Below are 15,605 nucleotides of genomic sequence, written 5' to 3' on the forward strand. Positions count from 1 at the left end.
GGCCACCGAGCACAGAACGACCCGAGGGCCGCTCGTCACCAGCTGGTGGCGAGCGGCCTTCCTTCGTGGAAGCCCGCGGCGGACTGGACGCCGACCACCGTCCGCTCGTGGAACTCCTCGAGCGTCGCGGCCCCGGCGTACGTGCAGGCCGACCGGACACCCGAGCAGATCTCGTCGATGAGGTCCTCCACGCCGGGGCGCGCCGGGTCGAGGTACATCCGCGAGGAGGAGATGCCCTCCTCGTAGAGCCCCTTGCGGGCCCGGTCGTAGGCCGACTCCGTCGACGTCCGGTTGGCCACCGCGCGTGCGGAGGCCATGCCGAAGGAGACCTTGTAGGACCGGCCGTTGCTGTCCTGGAGCAGGTCGCCCGGGGACTCGTGGGTGCCGGCGAACCACGACCCGATCATCACGCTGGAGGCGCCGGCCGCGAGGGCCAGGGCCACGTCGCGCGGGTGCCGCACTCCCCCGTCGGCCCAGACGTGCCGGCCGAGCTCGCGGGCCGTGGCGGCGCACTCGAGCACCGCGGAGAACTGGGGCCGGCCCACGCCGGTCATCATCCGGGTGGTGCACATGGCGCCCGGGCCGACGCCCACCTTGACGATGTCGGCACCGGCGTCGATGAGCGCCCGGGTGCCCTCGGCGGAGACCACGTTGCCGGCCGCCACGGGCACCTGCGGGTCGAGCGCCCGCACCGCCGCCAGTGCCTCGAGCATGCGGTCCTGGTGGCCGTGGGCCGTGTCGACGACCAGGCAGTCCACCCCGGCCTCGAGCAGGTCCGCGGCCTTCTGCGCCACGTCACCGTTCACCCCGACGGCCGCGGCGATCCGGAGCCCGCCGCGGGCGTCGACGGCCGGGCTGTAGAGCGTGGCCCGGAGGGCGCCCGTGCGGGTCAGGACGCCCACGAGGCGGCCCGTGCCGTCGACCGCCACCGCGACCTGCGCCCGGGCGACGTCCATCGCCTCGAAGACCTGCCGCGGGTCGGCGTCGGCCTGGATCGTCACGGGCGCCGGGTTCATCACCTGCTCGACCTGCGCGAAGCGGTCCACCTCGACGCAGTCGGCCTCGGACACCACCCCCACCGGACGACCGTCGCGCACGACCACCGCGGCCCGGTGGGACCGCTTGGGGATCAACGACAACGCCTCGGCCACCGTCTGGTGCGGGGTCAGCTCGATGGGGGTGTCGAAGACGGTGTGCCGGGACTTCACGAAGCGGACCACGTCGGCGACCACGGGGATCGGGATGTCCTGCGGGATCACCGTGATGCCACCGCGTCGGGCCACCGTCTCGGCCATCCGCTTGCCCGCGATCGCTGTCATGTTGGCGACCACCAGCGGCAGGGTGGCGCCGGTGCCGTCGGACGTCGCGAGGTCGACGTCGTAGCGGCTGGCGATCGCGGAGTGCCGCGGGACCATGAACACGTCGTCGTAGGTCAGGTCGTGCGGCGGGATGGCGTCGTGGAGGAAGTGCACGTCGCAGAAATCTACGGCAGCCCCGATACCCCTAGGGTGGTCGCCGTGACATTCGTCGAGCCGGGCGCCCCCGGCCAGCTCGCCGCCGCCGTCCGCGAGGGCTTCGCGGCGTCGTACGGCGCCCCCGCCGCCGTCGTGGGCCGCGCCCCCGGCCGGGTCAACCTGATCGGTGAGCACACCGACTACAACGCCGGGCTCGTGCTGCCGCTGGCGCTGCCCCACGCCACCTACGCGGCGGTCGCCCTGCGCGAGGACGACCGGGTCCGGATCGGCAGCCGGCAGAAGCCGCAGCCCTGGGTGGCCACCCTCGACACCATCGGTCCGGGACAGACCGACGGCTGGGCGGCCTACGTCGCGGGCGTCCTGTGGGCGCTGCGGGAGGCCGGCTGGCAGACCCCCGGCGTCGACGTCTACGTCGACGGCACCGTCCCGCTGGGCGCGGGGCTGTCCAGCTCGGCCGCGCTCGAGTGCTCCTTCGCCGTCGCGCTGGCCACCCTGCTCGGCAAGGACCTCACCCAGGCGGGCCGCCGGACCCTGATCGAGGCGTGCATCCGGGCCGAGACCGAGGTCGCCGGCGCCCCCACGGGCGGCATGGACCAGACGGTGTCGATGCTCGCCGAGCCCAACGCCGCCCTGCTGATCGACTTCGACCTGCAGACCGCCGGGCCGGTGGCGCTCCGGCTGCCCGAGCACGGCCTGGCCGTACTGGTCACCGACACCCGCGTCTCGCACGCCCTCACCGACGGTGGCTACGCCGCCCGGCGTGCCGACTGCGAGGCCGCGGCGGCCGCGCTGGGTGTCGCCTCGTTGCGGCACGCCGGCATCGCCGAGGTCGAGTCGCAGCTCACCAACGACCGCGTACGCCGGCGGGCCCGGCACATCGTCACCGAGATCGACCGCGTGGCCGAGACGGTCGAGGCGATCCGGGCCGGCGACTGGCTCAGCGTCGGGTCGCTGTTCCTGGCCTCGCACGTGTCGATGCGCGACGACTTCGAGATCTCCTGCGCCGAGCTCGACCTGGCGGTCGAGACCGCGCTGGGCGCGGGCGCCATCGGCGCGCGGATGACCGGCGGCGGCTTCGGCGGCTCCGCGATCGCGCTGGTGCCGCTGGACCGGATCGACGGCGTGGCCGGGGCGATCGACGCGGCCTTCATCGCGGCCGGCTTCCGGCCGCCCAACCACCTGCTCGGCGAACCGTCGGCGGCCGCCGACGTGGTCACCGAGAACGGACTCTCTAGGTCGAGCTGACCCCGATCCGCCCCTCGCGGAAGGCCGAGACGAAGCGGTCGTGGTCCTCACGGACCTGCACGGCGTACTCCATCCCGAAGTCGGTGATCCAGGCCGTGAACTCCCTGCGCCGACGCTCGACGCTGCGCGCGATCGCCTCCTCGACCTGGAAGTCGACGAGGTCCTGGTCGCTGTCCTCGTCGGAGGCGCAGTGGATCTTGGCGGTGGCGCGCCCGAGGAGACCCACCACGTCGGCGATCTCGTCGGGCTCGGTCAGGTCGGACCAGTCGAGGTCCACCTCGTAGGGCGAGACCTCCGCGACGACGTACCCGACCCCGTCGAGCTCGGTGTAGCCCAGGAGCGGGTCGGTGTGCACCTGCAGCGCCCGCTGGCTGACCACGGTGCGGTGCCCCTCGTGGTCGAAGTACTTCTCCACCTCGCCGGTGTCGACGAAGCGACTGACGGCCGGCACATTCGCCTGCTTCATGGACAAGAGCACGTCGTTGTCCAGCGCCTGGCTGTAGCCCTCGACGAGCAGGTTGTACGCCGGGAGCCCGGCGCTGCCGATCCCGAAGCCGGACTTCCCCGCCACGTCGCGCAGGTCGTAGAACAGGCGGCGGTCGAAGCGCTTGTCCTCGGGGATGGTCTCGAGGTAGCCCTCGAACGCGGCGACGACCTTCGCGCGCTCGCGCTTGCCGAGCCGGCGCACGGACGAGTCCTCGCGCAGCATCCGGGACCCGTCGACCAGCACCGTGCTGGCGTCCAGCAGGTCCGCGCGCCGGCGCAGCCGTGCGGCCACGAGGGCGGCCTGGACCGGGCCGGTGGTGTTGTCGAGGTGCAGCGCGAAGTCGTCGTCGTCCTCGCTGCGCCGGTAGTCGTCCACCTGGGAGAGGTAGGCCCGGACGTAGCGCCCGATCAGGGAGCGGACGTCGTCCTCCGGGAGCGCCTTCTGCCAGCCGACCAGGGCCAGGGAGGCGGCGAAGCGCTGGAGGTCCCACGTGAAGCGACCCAGGTAGGCCTCGTCGAAGTCGTTGACGTCGAAGACCAGACGACCGTCGGAGTTGAGGTAGGTGCCGAAGTTCTCGACGTGCAGGTCGCCGTGCACCCAGATCCGGCCGCTCTCGTCGTCGACGTAGGGGTCCTCGGCGGCGGCCCGGTCGGCGTAGAACAGGCAGGCCGTCCCGCGGTAGAACGCGTGCGGGTCGGCGGCCATCTTGCGGTACTTCCCCCGGAACGCCACCGGGTCGGCGGCCATCAGGGGGGCGAACGCGTCGTCGAGGACGGAGACGATCAGGTCGGTGCGGTCCTTCTTGGTGGTGGGCACCCCGCCAGTCTGCCCACGCAGGGGTCGACGTACTCATCCGGTCGCGGGTGCCGATCCGGCACCCGCCCGTTCGTGCTTGAATCGAGGGATCGACCCAGACCCATCGACCCAGACCCATGACACCGTCATCGAAGGGAAGTCGCGTGGCTCACCAGAACCCGCTCGGCAGGATCAAGAACCTCGCGGTCGGCGCGTGGAAGGACCCCCGCAGCACCGCCGAGACCGTGGTGGCCCAGGCCCGCGGGACCGTCGCCCTGGGCAGGGTCGTCGTCGGGCAGGTGAGCACCAGGCTCCAGGAGCGGCGCGGGCACGCCACGGTCCCAGCGCCCCGCGCGCCGACACCGGAGGCCCCCGCCGAGGCCGAGGCCCCCGCCGCGCCACCTGTCGAGACAGTTCCCAACCCGGCCCGCGTCGCCCCCCGCGTGGCGAAGCAGACCCCCGAGCAGAAGGCCCTCCAGCAGGCCGCCGCGCCGCGACGTGCCCCGGTCAAGAAGGCGGCCCCCGGCGCCAAGCTCCCGCCCCGGAAGCCCTCCGCCGGCGAGTGACGACCCGGCTCCCCGACCCCGCGCTGGTCGTCCTGGTCGGCGCCGCCGGCTCCGGCAAGTCGACGTGGGCGGCGGCGCGCTACCGGGCCGAGGAGGTCGTCTCCTCCGACACCCTGCGCGGGATCGTCGGCAGCGGCCCGCACGACCTCGACGCCTCCGACGACGCCTTCGCGCTGCTCGAGCGGATCGTCGACGCGCGGCTGGGTCGCGGCCTCACGACCGTCGTCGACACCCTCGGCCTCGACGACGCCCGGCGTTCGCGCTGGCTGGCCGCCGCCCGCTCGGCCGGGCTGCCCGCGGTCGCCGTCGTGCACGACACCCCGGCGCCCGAGTGCCGGCGCCGCAACGCCGCCCGGGAGCGGCCGGTGCCGGCACCCGCTCTGGCCGGACAGCTCAAGCGGGTGCCCGTCGTACGCCGCTCGCTGGAGACCGAGGGCTGGGACGTCGTCCATGTCGTCTCCCGGGACGAGCCCCGTGTGCCCGAGGACGCGGCGAGGCGCGTCGTGGGGCACACGCCGCGGGGATCGGAGGAGGGGCGGCGGAGCTCGCAGGGGCTGCGGATCGTGCTGCAGGTCTCCCGCTTCCCGTGGGGCGAGGACCCGACCGCCTGGTTGACCGGCATCGCCCGGGCCGCCGACGACGCCGGACTGGCCGGGATCGCCCTGATGGACCACCTGGTGCAGATCCCCCAGGTCGGCCGCGCGTGGGACCCGATCCCCGAGCCGTGGGTGACCCTCGGGATGCTCGCCGGGCTCGGCACGGGCCTCGACCTCGGCACGCTCGTGACGCCCGTGAGCTTCCGACCCGCGGGGATCATCGCCAAGCACGCCGCCACGCTCGACGTGCTCAGCGGCGGCCGGGCCTTCGTCGGGCTGGGCGCCGGCTGGTGGGACCGCGAGCACGCCGGCTTCGGGATCCCGTTCCCGCCAGCCCGCGAGCGGGTCGACGCGGTCGAGGCGGCCGTCGAGACGATGCGGGCCCTGTGGGGCTCCGGCACCAAGGCGTACGCCGGCGAGCGGGTCAGCCTGCCCGAGACGACCAGCTACCCGCGGCCCGCGCACGACATCCCGGTGATCGTCGGCGGGAGCGGTGACCGGATGTTGCGGATCGGGGCGCGGCTGGGCGACGCGGTCAACGTCCGCACCGAGCTCGTCGACAAGGCAATGCAGGCCGTGAGCGGCACGGACGTGAAGGTGACCGTCCTGGACCTGCCCGTCATCGGCCGCGACCGCGACGACGCCTGGGCGCGGGTGGAACGGCTGCGCGGCCGCACCGCAGCGGCGGCGTACGCCCGGCGCACCCACGCCGGCACCCCGGCCGCGCAGCGCGACCGTTACGGGGCGCTGGCCGACCGGGGTGTCGACACGGTGTTCGTGGCGCTCGCCGACCTCGACGGCCCGGAGGACGTCGGGCGGCTCGCGCCCCTCGCGAGGTAGGGACCTACTTCAGCTCGGCGCTCGAGAGGCCCAGGATCCGGCGGGCCACGATCAGCTGCTGGATCTGCTGGGTGCCCTCGAAGATGTCGAGGATCTTGGAGTCGCGCGCCCACTTCTCCAGCAGCTCGGCCTCGCTGTAGCCGATCGAGCCGGCCAGCTCCACGCACGACAGCGTGATGTCCGAGCCGACCCGGCCGGCCTTCGCCTTGGCCATCGAGGCCTCCAGCGAGTTGGGCTGGCGGTTGTCGGCCATCCACGCGGCCTGGAGGACCAGCAGGTGCGCGGCCTCCCAGTCGGCCTCCATCTGGAGGAACTTCGCGGCCGCCGCGGACTGCAGCTGCGCCGGACGGTCGTGGTCGACGACGACCCCGGCGTCCGCGAGCAGCTCGCGGGTCAGGTCGAGCGAGGCCCGGGCGCAGCCGACGGCCATCGCGGCCACCAGCGGGCGGGTGTTGTCGAAGGTCGCCATGGCGCCGGCGAAGCCCTGCTTGACGTCGACCTCGGGCGAGCCGAGGAGGTTCTCGGCGGGCACGCGGCAGTTGTCGAAGATGATCGTCGCGGTGTCGGAGGCGCGGATGCCGAGCTTGTGCTCGAGCCGTTCCACGCGCATCCCCTCGGTGCCCTTGGGCACCACGAACGACTTGATCGCGGCCCGGCCGAGCTCGCGGTCCAGGGTCGCCCACACGACGACGGCGTCGCAGCGGTCGCCGGAGGTGACGAAGATCTTCTCGCCGTTGAGGACGTAGTGGTCGCCGTCGAGCGTGGCCGTGGTCTTGATGTTGGCGGAGTCCGAGCCGGTGCCGGGCTCGGTGATCGCCATGCCGGCCCACACGCCGTCGAAGCGCGCCAGCTGCTCGTCGTCGGCGACCGAGGCGATGGCGGAGTTGCCCAGGCCCTGGCGCGGCATCGAGAGGAGCAGGCCGACGTCACCCCAGCACATCTCCGCGATCGACATGACCGAGGCGAGGTTGGTGCCGTTCTTGACGGTCGTGTCGCCGTCGGCCCCCTCACGGCGTACGCCGGCGGCGCCCGCACCCTCGCTCGCCCCGGACTCGGAGAGCCCGTCGATCATGGCGGCGAGCATGTCGAGCTCCTTGGGGTACTCGTGCTCGGCGCGGTCGTACTTGCGCGAGATCGGCCGCAGCATGTTCATCGCGACCTGGTGGGCCTGCCCGACCAGCGGCCGGAACTTCTTGGGATCGTCGAGGTTGATCATCAGACCAGCACGCTTCCTTCCATGACGCCGATGGCCCGGAGGTCGCGGTACCACCGCTCGACCGGGTGCTCCTTGACGAAGCCGTGGCCACCGAGCAGCTGGACGCCGTCGAGGCCGATCTGCATGCCCTTGCTGGCGCACAGGTTGCGGGCCAGCGCGACCTCGCGGGAGAAGTCCTTCCCGGCCGCGGCCCGGGAGGCCGCCTTGTAGGTCAGCAGCCGCATCGACTGCAGCTCGATGGCGATGTTGGCGACCATGAAGGCCACCGACTGGCGGTGCGCCACCGGCTCGCCGAACGCCTCGCGCTCCTTGACGTAGGGGGTCACGTAGTCGAGCACGGCCTGGCCGGTGCCGACCGCGAGGGCGCACCAGGCGAGGCGGGAGAGGCGCACGCACTCGAGGTAGGTCGAGCCGTCGGTCGCGCCGAGCACGGCATCGGCCGGCACGGTGACGTCGGTGAGCGTCAGCCGGGTCAGGCCGGCCGCTCGCACGCCCATGGCGGGGTCGCCCTCGACGGCCAGGCCGTCGGTCGAGGACTCCACGAGGAAGAGGACCGGCTGGCCCTCGAGCTCGGCGCCGACGACGAACAGCTCGGCCTCGGCGCCCCGGACGACCAGGCTCTTGGTGCCGTTGAGGACGTAGGAGTCGCCCCGGCGGACGGCCGTCGTGGACGGCTGGAGCACGTCGAAGAGCACGGCCGGCTCGGTCAGCGCGAGCGCCGCGGCCGGGACGTCGTCCCCGGTGAAGGCGGGCAGGTAGGTCGCCTGCTGGGCCTCGGTGCCCCACAGCGAGATCGCGGTCGCGACCGAGCCGGGGGCCAGTGTGGCGACGGCCAGGCCCATGTCGCCGCGGGCGAGCGCCTCGGCCACCAGCGTGCCGGCCATCGCGGAGCGCTCCTCGGAGATGCCGCCGAGCGACTCCGGCACGCCCAGGATCGGCAGGCCGATCTCGAGGCTGGCCTTGAGCAGCGCCTCGGGGGCGGTGCAGGTCTCGTCGGCCTCGGCGGCGGCGGGCCGCACGACCTCGTCGGCGAACTCCGTGACGACGTCGACGAGCATCTGCTCGTCCTCGGTCGGGGTCAGGTCGAAGACGCCCTTCGGCGTGGCCGCGGGGACGCGGACCCCCGGGGCGTCCTTCTTGCCGCCGCGCGCGAACGTGCGGCTGGCGGCGGTCATGGTCTTGAAGCCGTTGCGGGTCACGGTGAAGACGGCCTGCTCCGTGCGCTTGCGCAGCCCGATCCGGTCGATCAGGTCGCTCTGCGCCACGAGGCTGAGGGCCGCCACGGCCAGGCCGATCGGGTCGCGCGACTCCTGCGAGGACAGGCCGTGCCTGCCTCCGGGCTTGAGGCTCTTGGTCAGGGACATGCCTTCAATGTAACTCCGAGTTACACATTGCGCTACAGGCGCCTGCCGTGGCCCGGGTCACACGGTCCTGCGAGACATTCGGCCGCCGGGGCCCTCCGTTCGGCGGTCGAGCCTGTCGAGACCTAGGATCGCCGCCATGTCCGACGACGACCAGCCGCACGCCCCCCACGGACCCCTCCCCGAGGGCGGCACCGTCCGCCCGATGACCCGCTGGGGCACCCCGGTCATGCACCGGCCGCAGCAGCTGGTCACGTCGTACGACGCCGAGCTGCGCGCGCTGGTCGCCGACATGGTCGCCACGATGTACGCCGCGGACGGGGTCGGGCTCGCCGCCTGCCAGATCGGCGTCGACCAGGCGGTCTTCGTCTTCGACTGCCCCGACGAGTCCGGCGAGCGCACGGTCGGCGTCGTCTGCAACCCGGTGCTGACCCTGCCCGAGGGCAAGGACCGGCACCTCGACGACGGCGACGAGGGCTGCCTGTCCTTCCCCGGCGCCTTCGTCGAGTGTGCGCGCCCCGACTTCGCCACCGTCACCGGCACCGGCCTCGACGGCGAGCCGGTCACGTTCTCGGGCGACGGCCTGCTGGCCCGCTGCCTGCAGCACGAGACCGACCACACGCTCGGCACGGTCTTCGGTGACCGCGTGTCGACCAAGAACCGCAAGCGGCTCCAGAAGGCCCACGACAAGGCCGCCGAGGACTACCCCGCCGACTGGCCCGTCGGGGTCATGGACGACGTCGAGGCCTGAGCCCTTTCATGGGTGGATGAGCACCCCGACGCTCGTCGCGCACCGCGAGGACGCCCCCCGCACCGTCGGCGCCGAGCTCGCCGACGTCCTGCTCGTCACAGTCCTGGCGGCGACCATCACCGGCGTGCTGGTCGCCGGGCCGGCCCTGCGCCTGGGCATGTTCCTGCTGCGGGTCACCTCGCCCGGGTCGGTGGTCGGGATGCAGAGCGACGACGACTTCACGATCGGTCGCTTCACCCTCGGCGGCACCTACAACCTGTTCCTGATCGGCGTGGCGACCGGCTACCTCTCCTGCATGGTGTGGCTGCTCGTCGAGCCGTGGCTCATCGGCGCGCGCTGGTTCCACCTCGTGACCGTGACGGTGACGGGGGCCCTGTTCGTCGGGCCGATGCTGATCCACGACGACGGCATCGACTTCCATGTCCTCACCCCGCAGGCCTTGGCGGTCGCGGTCTTCCTGGCGATCCCCGCGCTCGTCGCGCTGGCGGGGCCGGTGACCCTCGCCTGGGTGGACCGGCACCGGCCCACGGGTCACTGGCGCTGGATCCTCCCGCTCCTGTGCTTCCTGCCGTTCCCGCCGGCGCTGGGCATCGCGGCCTTCGTCGCGGTGGTGCTCGTCGCGGTCGTCTGCCTGCGCCTGACCGTGCAGCCCCGGCTGCTCGAGTCGCGGATCGGCGCCACGTCGGTCCGGGCGCTCTTCATGGTCTTCCCGGTCAGCGGGGCGATCGCGCTGGTCGGTGACCTGGCGGCGCTCGCGGGCTGAGCCCGGATCAGGACGGCGGGCGGCCCGTCGCGCGCAGCACACCGGTCACGCGCGCCACGTCGGCCCACGCCCCGGGCAGGTCCACGACCGCCAGCGCCGAGGTCGGCATGCCGACCCACTCCCCCGTCAGCTGTTCGACGAGGTCCTCCATGCCGGGGTTGTGGCCGACCAGCACGACGGTCGCGAGGTCCTCGGGCAGGCCGGCGACGACGTCGAGCAGCCCGTCGGCGGAGGCGGCGTACACGTCCTCCTCGAGGCGCACCGGCGGTGGCGTCGCCAGCTCGGCCGCCGCGAGCTCCCACGTGCTCCGCGCGCGAACCGCCGGGGAGACCACCGCCAGGTCGATGCGCTCGACCCCGTTCGCCAGCCAGCGCCCCGCCTCGGGGGCCTGCCGCCGCCCGCGTGCGGCCAGCGGCCGGTGCCGGTCGTCCTCGTCGCCCGACCAGTCCGACTTGGCATGCCGGAGCAGGACCAGCGTGTGGTCGGTCATCCACCCATTCTGGGGCCTCGCACCGCCTCCGCGATACTGGCGCGGTGAGCACTCCCCCGGTCCGCATCGTCCAGCTCGACGCCGCCACCATCGGCGCCCTCGCGGACGGCGACCTCGACCGCGCACGCCGTACGTCGCCCGTCGCGCTGACTGCCTGGCTGGCCGGCCCCGACTGCGTGCGCACCTGGCGCTACCGGGCCACGCAGGTCGTCGACGCGCCCCAGGACCTCGACTGGATCACCGGCGTGCTCTGGGCCGACGACGCCGGGGTCGCGGTCGGCAAGGCCGGCTTCCACGCGGCCCCGGACGCCGACGGGATGGTCGAGATCGGCTACGCCGTGGACCCCGACCACCGCCGGCGGGGCTACGCGCGGGCCGCCCTGGAGGCGATGCTGGCGCGGGCCCGCCGCGAGCCCGACGTGCACGTCCTCCGGGCGACCGTCTCGCCCACCAACGAGGCGTCGCTCGCGCTGATCGGTCAGTACCCGTTCGTCGAGGTCGGCGAGCAGTGGGACGACGAGGACGGGCTCGAGACGATCTACGAGATCAGCGTCGGGCCGTGACGTAGCAGGCCACGGCGGTGGCCGCGGCGACGTTGAGGGAGTCGATCCCCTCGCGCATCGGGATGATGGCGCGGCGGTCGGCCGAGGTCTCCCATCGCGCGGACAGGCCGTGGCCCTCCGAGCCGAGCACCAGCGCGACCTTGTCGACGCCGGCGACCGCCTCCTCCACCGGGGTGGCGTCGTCGGCCAGCGTCAGCGCGACGGTGGTGAAGCCGAGCGCCGAGAGCGTCGGGAGGGCGTCGTACCAGTCGGGCAGCCGCGTCCACGGGGTGCTGAAGACGGCGCCCATGCCGACCTTGATCGAGCGGCGGTAGAGCGGGTCGGCGCACCGCGGCGCCAGCAGCACCGCGTCGAAGCCCAGGGCGGCACCGGACCTGAAGATCGCACCCACGTTGGTGTGGTCGACGAGGTCCTCCATCACCAGGACGGACCGGGCGCCCTCGAGCACCTCCTCCAGGGACGGCAGCGGGCGTCGCTCGAGGGAGGCCAGGGCCCCGCGGTGCACGTGGAAGCCGGTGACCTCCTCGGCGAGCGCCTCGCTGAGCACGTAGCAGGGGGCGTCGGTGGTGCCGAGCACGTCGGCCAGGCCCTCGAGCCATCGGGGTGCCATCAGGAACGACCGCGGGGTGAAGCCCGCCTCGACCGCACGGCGTACGACCTTCTCGCCCTCGGCGAGGAAGAGCCCGTGCTCGGCCTCGAGGTGCTTGCGCAGCTCGACGTCGCGCAGGTCGCGGTAGTCCGCGAGGCGGGGGTCGGCCGGGTCGGAGATCTCGTGGAGCGTGGCCATCACGCGAAGTGGTCCGGGTGGGCCACCGCGACGACGTCGCCGACGACGATGATCGCGGGCGGGCGGACCCGCTGGGCCTCGAGCTCGGTCGCGAGCGTGCCGAGCGTGGCCAGGACCGTGCGCTCGCCGGGCATGGTGCCGTCGCAGATGACGCCCACCGGCGTCGAGGCCGGTCGACCGCCCGCGACGAGGGCCTCGGCGATCGCCGGCGCGTTCTGGACGGCCATCATCAGCACCACGGTGCCGGTGAGCCCGGCGACCGCGTCCCAGTTGACCAGGGACTCCTCGTGGCCGGGCGGCAGGTGCCCGGAGATGACGGTGAACTCGTGCGCGACGCCGCGATGGGTGACGGGGATGCCGGCCACGGCCGGGACGGCGACCGGACTGGTCAGCCCGGGGATGACGGTGACGGGGACGCCGGCCTCGCGGCAGGCGAGGACCTCCTCGTAGCCGCGACCGAAGACGAAGTTGTCGCCGCCCTTGAAGCGGACCACGACCTTGCCCTCGAGCGCCCGCTCCACGAGCACCCGGTTGATCTCTTCCTGCTGGGCCGAGCGGCCACGGGGCAGCTTGGCCACGTCGATCAGCTCGACGTCGTGCGGGAGCTCGCTGAGCAGCTCGCGCGGTGCCAGCCGGTCGGCCACCACGACGTCGGCCTCCATGAGCGCCTTGCGCCCGGCCACCGACATCAGGTCGGGATCGCCGGGTCCGCCCCCGACCAGGATCACGCCGGGCGTCCGGTCGCGCTGGTGGCGGGAGACGATGGTGCCCTCGCGCAGCCCCTCGAGGATCTCGTCGCGGACGGCGGCGGAGCGCCGCGGCTCGCGGTTGCCGAGCACGGCCACGGTGACGCCGGCGTGGCGGCCGACGGCGGGCGTCCAGGCGGTGGCCTGCGTGGCGTCGTCGGCGCGCACGCAGAAGATGCGCCGCTCCTCGGCCGCGCGGCTGACCTCCTCGTTGGCGTCGTGGTCGTCGGTGGCGGCGATGACGTACCACGCGCCGTCGAGGTCGTGCTCCTCGAAGCCGCGCTCGACCCAGGTGACCTCCCCCGCGCCCACCAGGCCCTCGATGGCCGGGGTGACGACCGGGGAGACCACCGTGACGACCGCACCCACACCGAGCAGCGCGGGCACGCGGCGCTGCGCCACGTGACCGCCCCCCACCACCACGACGGCGCGACCGGCGAGGATCAGTCCCGAGGGGTAGGGCTTGAAGTCGTCCACCGGACCATCATCCCGGTCCTCGCCGCCGGGAGCGTTGGCCGGGCCCACCTGCCGGACTACGTTGGGCCACGTCATCCCACCTCGGCTACGCACACGGCCCGGACCTCACCAGGAGCGACATGAGCCTCGACCGCCCGGTCTCCCCCAACCCCTACGACCTGCTGCCGCCGGTGCCGCCGTTCACGGTCACCAGCGAGGACGTCACCGACGGCCAGCCGTTGCGCGACGCCCAGGTCGCGGCGCACGGCAACACCTCGCCCCAGCTCTCCTGGGAGCCGGGGCCGGAGGGCACGCAGAGCTACACCGTCACCTGCTTCGACCCCGACGCGCCCACGCCCAGCGGCTTCTGGCACTGGGTGCTCGTCGACCTGCCCGGTGACGTCACCTCGCTCGACGCGGGTGCCGGCGCTGAGGGCGCATCGCTGCCGGGCTCGGCGTTCATGTGCCGCAACGACGGCGGCGCGGCCGCCTTCATGGGTGCGGCCCCGCCCCAGGGCGACCAGGTGCACCGCTACTTCTTCGTGGTGCACGCGGTGAAGGAGCCGACCCTCGGCGTGGACGCGGACGCCTCCCCCGCGGTCGTCTCGTTCAACCTGGCGTTCAAGACCGCCGGCCGCGCCATCCTGCACGGCACCTACCAGCACTGAGAGCCGGCACCGGCGTCAGACCCGACGCAGGAGCTCCTCGAACGGCACGGTGTCGCCGAACTCCCCGGACAGGTCGCGCACCGATTTGCTCGGCGAGCGGCTGACCAGGTCGGCCAGGTCGGCCGCCGCCCGGTCCACCCGGGCGGCGAGCTGGCCGTCGGCGGTGCTGCCGAAGTCCTCGCTGGCCGCGAACACACCCGTCGGCACCACGACGGCGTGCAGGTAGGAGAACAGCGGCCGCAGCGCGTGGTCCAGCACCAGGGAGTGGCGGGCCGACCCGGCGGTCGCGGCGACGAGCACCGGCGTGCCCTCGAGGACGCCGGGCTCGAGCACGTCGAAGAACATCTTGAACAGGCCGCTGTACGACGCGGAGAACACCGGCGTCACGGCGATCAGCGCGTCGGCGCGGCGTACGGCGTCGACGACGTCGGCGAGGTCCCCGCTCGCGAAGCCGGTGAGCGTCGCATCGGCCAGGGCATGGGCCAGCGGCCGCAGCTCGACGACCCGGACGTCCACCGCACCCTCGACCGCCTCCTCGATGGCCGCGGTCGCGGCCGCGGCCAGGCGGTCGGCCAGCAGCCGGGTCGAGGACGGGACGCCGAGGCCGGCGCTGACGACGACGATGCGGGTCATGCGACCGGCGCGGCGTCCCGGGCCGCGAGGCGGTTGGCGTGGGTGGGCGCGTCGGGCACGTGGGCGGGGCGGAGCGCGTCGAACTCGCGACGCAGCACCGGGATGACCTCCTCGCCGAGCAGGTCGAGCTGCTCGAGGACGGTCTTGAGCGGCAGGCCCGCGTGGTCGACGAGGAACAGCTGGCGCTGGTAGTCGCCGGCGTACTCCCGGAAGCCGAGGGTCTTCTCGATGACCTCCTGCGGCGAACCGACGGTCAGCGGGGTCTGCGAGGTGAAGTCCTCCAGCGACGGCCCGTGGCCGTAGACCGGGGCGTTGTCGAAGTAGGGACGGAACTCGTTGACGGCGTCCTGGCTGTTCCGGCGCAGGAAGACCTGGCCGCCGAGCCCGACGATGGCCTGGTCGGCCGTGCCGTGCCCGTAGTGCTCGAACCGCTGGCGGTAGAGCCGGACCATCTGGGCGGTGTGCGAGGCCGGCCAGAAGATGTGGTTGGAGAAGAAGCCGTCGCCGTAGTAGGCCGCCTGCTCGGCGATCTCAGGGCTCCGGATCGAGCCGTGCCACACGAACGGCGGCAGGTCGTCGAGCGGCCGCGGGGTGGCCGTGAAGCCCTGCAGCGGCGTGCGGAAGCGCCCCTGCCAGTCGACGACCTCCTCGCGCCAGAGTCGGTGCAGCAGCCCGTAGTTCTCGATGGCGAGGTTGATGCCCTCGCGGATGTCCTTGCCGAACCACGGGTAGACCGGGCCGGTGTTGCCCCGGCCGAGCATCAGGTCCATGCGGCCGTCGGTGAGGTGCTGGAGGGTGCCGTAGTCCTCGGCGATGCGCACCGGGTCGGTGGTCGTGATCAGCGTCGTCGACGTCGACAGCAGGATCCGCTCGGTCTGCGCGGCGATCCAGGCCATGGTCGTGGTCGGCGAGGAGGCCACGAAGGGCGGGTTGTGGTGCTGGCCCACGGCGACGACGTCGAGGCCCACCTCCTCGGCCTTCTTGGCGATCTCGACCTGGGCCTTGATCCGCTCGTGCTCGGTCGGCGTGCGGCCGGTCGTGGGGTCGGGGGTGATGTCCCCGACGCTGAAGATGCCGAACTGCATGCCCACTGCTGATCACTCCCTGGGAAGATGGTTGAATCTCGAACTATAGGGGAACCCGAACCCGGCAAGACCTATTCCCGCC

General features: G+C 73.2%; 16 protein-coding genes. 7 read left to right on the forward strand and 9 right to left on the reverse strand.

Annotated elements, in window-relative coordinates:
- Nucleotides 1–35: 35 nt before the first annotated feature.
- On the reverse strand, nucleotides 36–1,472 hold the full coding sequence (locus EJF31_RS05475; protein ID WP_125036119.1) for a GuaB1 family IMP dehydrogenase-related protein: 1,437 nt from the start codon (nucleotides 1,470–1,472) through the stop codon (nucleotides 36–38).
- 45 nt (nucleotides 1,473–1,517) lie between these two features.
- Between EJF31_RS05475 and galK the strand changes: the two genes are divergently transcribed.
- Nucleotides 1,518–2,720, forward strand: coding sequence for a galactokinase (galK, locus tag EJF31_RS05480; RefSeq protein WP_125036120.1), 1,203 nt, complete (start codon nucleotides 1,518–1,520; stop codon nucleotides 2,718–2,720).
- Here galK and EJF31_RS05485 read toward each other — a convergent pair.
- A complete protein-coding gene (locus tag EJF31_RS05485) occupies nucleotides 2,707–4,023 on the reverse strand; it encodes a DUF2252 domain-containing protein (protein ID WP_260430642.1) in 1,317 nt (438 codons plus the stop codon). The genes galK and EJF31_RS05485 overlap by 14 nt on opposite strands.
- A 143-nt stretch (nucleotides 4,024–4,166) precedes the next feature.
- Here EJF31_RS05485 and EJF31_RS05490 point away from each other — a divergent pair, with 143 nt between their 5' ends.
- Entirely contained in the window at nucleotides 4,167–4,568 is a 402-nt protein-coding gene (locus tag EJF31_RS05490) for a hypothetical protein (protein WP_125036121.1), read from the forward strand.
- Nucleotides 4,565–6,004 (forward strand): LLM class flavin-dependent oxidoreductase, encoded by a 1,440-nt coding sequence (locus EJF31_RS05495; RefSeq protein ID WP_125036122.1) that lies wholly within the window; start codon nucleotides 4,565–4,567, stop codon nucleotides 6,002–6,004. The genes EJF31_RS05490 and EJF31_RS05495 overlap by 4 nt, the downstream gene beginning before the upstream one ends.
- Before the next feature lie 4 nt (nucleotides 6,005–6,008).
- Here EJF31_RS05495 and EJF31_RS05500 read toward each other — a convergent pair whose 3' ends face one another.
- Both EJF31_RS05500 and EJF31_RS05505 read right to left on the reverse strand, forming a co-directional pair.
- Nucleotides 6,009–7,220 (reverse strand): acyl-CoA dehydrogenase family protein, encoded by a 1,212-nt coding sequence (locus tag EJF31_RS05500; RefSeq protein WP_125036123.1) that lies wholly within the window; start codon nucleotides 7,218–7,220, stop codon nucleotides 6,009–6,011.
- Nucleotides 7,220–8,584: an acyl-CoA dehydrogenase family protein gene (locus EJF31_RS05505; protein ID WP_125036124.1), complete on the reverse strand. Its 1,365-nt coding sequence runs from the start codon at nucleotides 8,582–8,584 to the stop codon at nucleotides 7,220–7,222. Before EJF31_RS05505 ends, EJF31_RS05500 begins: the two co-directional genes overlap by 1 nt.
- A gap of 136 nt (nucleotides 8,585–8,720) precedes the next feature.
- Here EJF31_RS05505 and def point away from each other — a divergent pair, with 136 nt between their 5' ends.
- A complete protein-coding gene (gene def, locus EJF31_RS05510) occupies nucleotides 8,721–9,332 on the forward strand; it encodes a peptide deformylase (protein WP_125036125.1) in 612 nt (203 codons plus the stop codon).
- Nucleotides 9,333–9,348: 16 nt separating this feature from the next.
- On the forward strand, nucleotides 9,349–10,095 hold the full coding sequence (locus tag EJF31_RS05515; RefSeq protein WP_125036126.1) for a hypothetical protein: 747 nt from the start codon (nucleotides 9,349–9,351) through the stop codon (nucleotides 10,093–10,095).
- A gap of 7 nt (nucleotides 10,096–10,102) precedes the next feature.
- Here the strand turns inward: EJF31_RS05515 and EJF31_RS05520 are convergent, their stop codons facing one another.
- Nucleotides 10,103–10,585, reverse strand: a complete 483-nt coding sequence (locus tag EJF31_RS05520; RefSeq protein ID WP_125036127.1) for a histidine phosphatase family protein — start codon at nucleotides 10,583–10,585, stop codon at nucleotides 10,103–10,105.
- 44 nt (nucleotides 10,586–10,629) lie between these two features.
- Here EJF31_RS05520 and EJF31_RS05525 point away from each other — a divergent pair, with 44 nt between their 5' ends.
- Nucleotides 10,630–11,148, forward strand: a complete 519-nt coding sequence (locus tag EJF31_RS05525; RefSeq protein ID WP_260430643.1) for a GNAT family N-acetyltransferase — start codon at nucleotides 10,630–10,632, stop codon at nucleotides 11,146–11,148.
- On the opposite strand, the gene EJF31_RS05530 is transcribed toward EJF31_RS05525, so the two are convergent.
- On the reverse strand, nucleotides 11,132–11,935 hold the full coding sequence (locus EJF31_RS05530) for an RNA methyltransferase (RefSeq protein ID WP_125036128.1): 804 nt from the start codon (nucleotides 11,933–11,935) through the stop codon (nucleotides 11,132–11,134). The genes EJF31_RS05525 and EJF31_RS05530 overlap by 17 nt on opposite strands.
- The gene (gene cobA / locus EJF31_RS05535) at nucleotides 11,935–13,158 is read right to left on the reverse strand and encodes a uroporphyrinogen-III C-methyltransferase (protein ID WP_260430644.1); all 1,224 of its coding nucleotides are present in this window, start codon (nucleotides 13,156–13,158) and stop codon (nucleotides 11,935–11,937) included. The genes EJF31_RS05530 and cobA overlap by 1 nt, the downstream gene beginning before the upstream one ends.
- A 119-nt stretch (nucleotides 13,159–13,277) precedes the next feature.
- Here cobA and EJF31_RS05540 point away from each other — a divergent pair, with 119 nt between their 5' ends.
- Complete coding sequence (locus tag EJF31_RS05540) at nucleotides 13,278–13,805, forward strand: YbhB/YbcL family Raf kinase inhibitor-like protein (protein ID WP_125036130.1); 528 nt, start codon at nucleotides 13,278–13,280, stop codon at nucleotides 13,803–13,805.
- A gap of 15 nt (nucleotides 13,806–13,820) precedes the next feature.
- Here the strand turns inward: EJF31_RS05540 and EJF31_RS05545 are convergent, their stop codons facing one another.
- On the reverse strand, nucleotides 13,821–14,438 hold the full coding sequence (locus EJF31_RS05545) for a CE1759 family FMN reductase (protein WP_125036131.1): 618 nt from the start codon (nucleotides 14,436–14,438) through the stop codon (nucleotides 13,821–13,823).
- A complete protein-coding gene (locus EJF31_RS05550; protein WP_125036132.1) occupies nucleotides 14,435–15,523 on the reverse strand; it encodes an LLM class flavin-dependent oxidoreductase in 1,089 nt (362 codons plus the stop codon). Before EJF31_RS05550 ends, EJF31_RS05545 begins: the two co-directional genes overlap by 4 nt.
- Nucleotides 15,524–15,605: the final 82 nt, after the last annotated feature.

This window comes from Nocardioides sp. LS1, assembly GCF_003865225.1.
Classification (GTDB): domain Bacteria; phylum Actinomycetota; class Actinomycetes; order Propionibacteriales; family Nocardioidaceae; genus Nocardioides; species Nocardioides ginsengisegetis.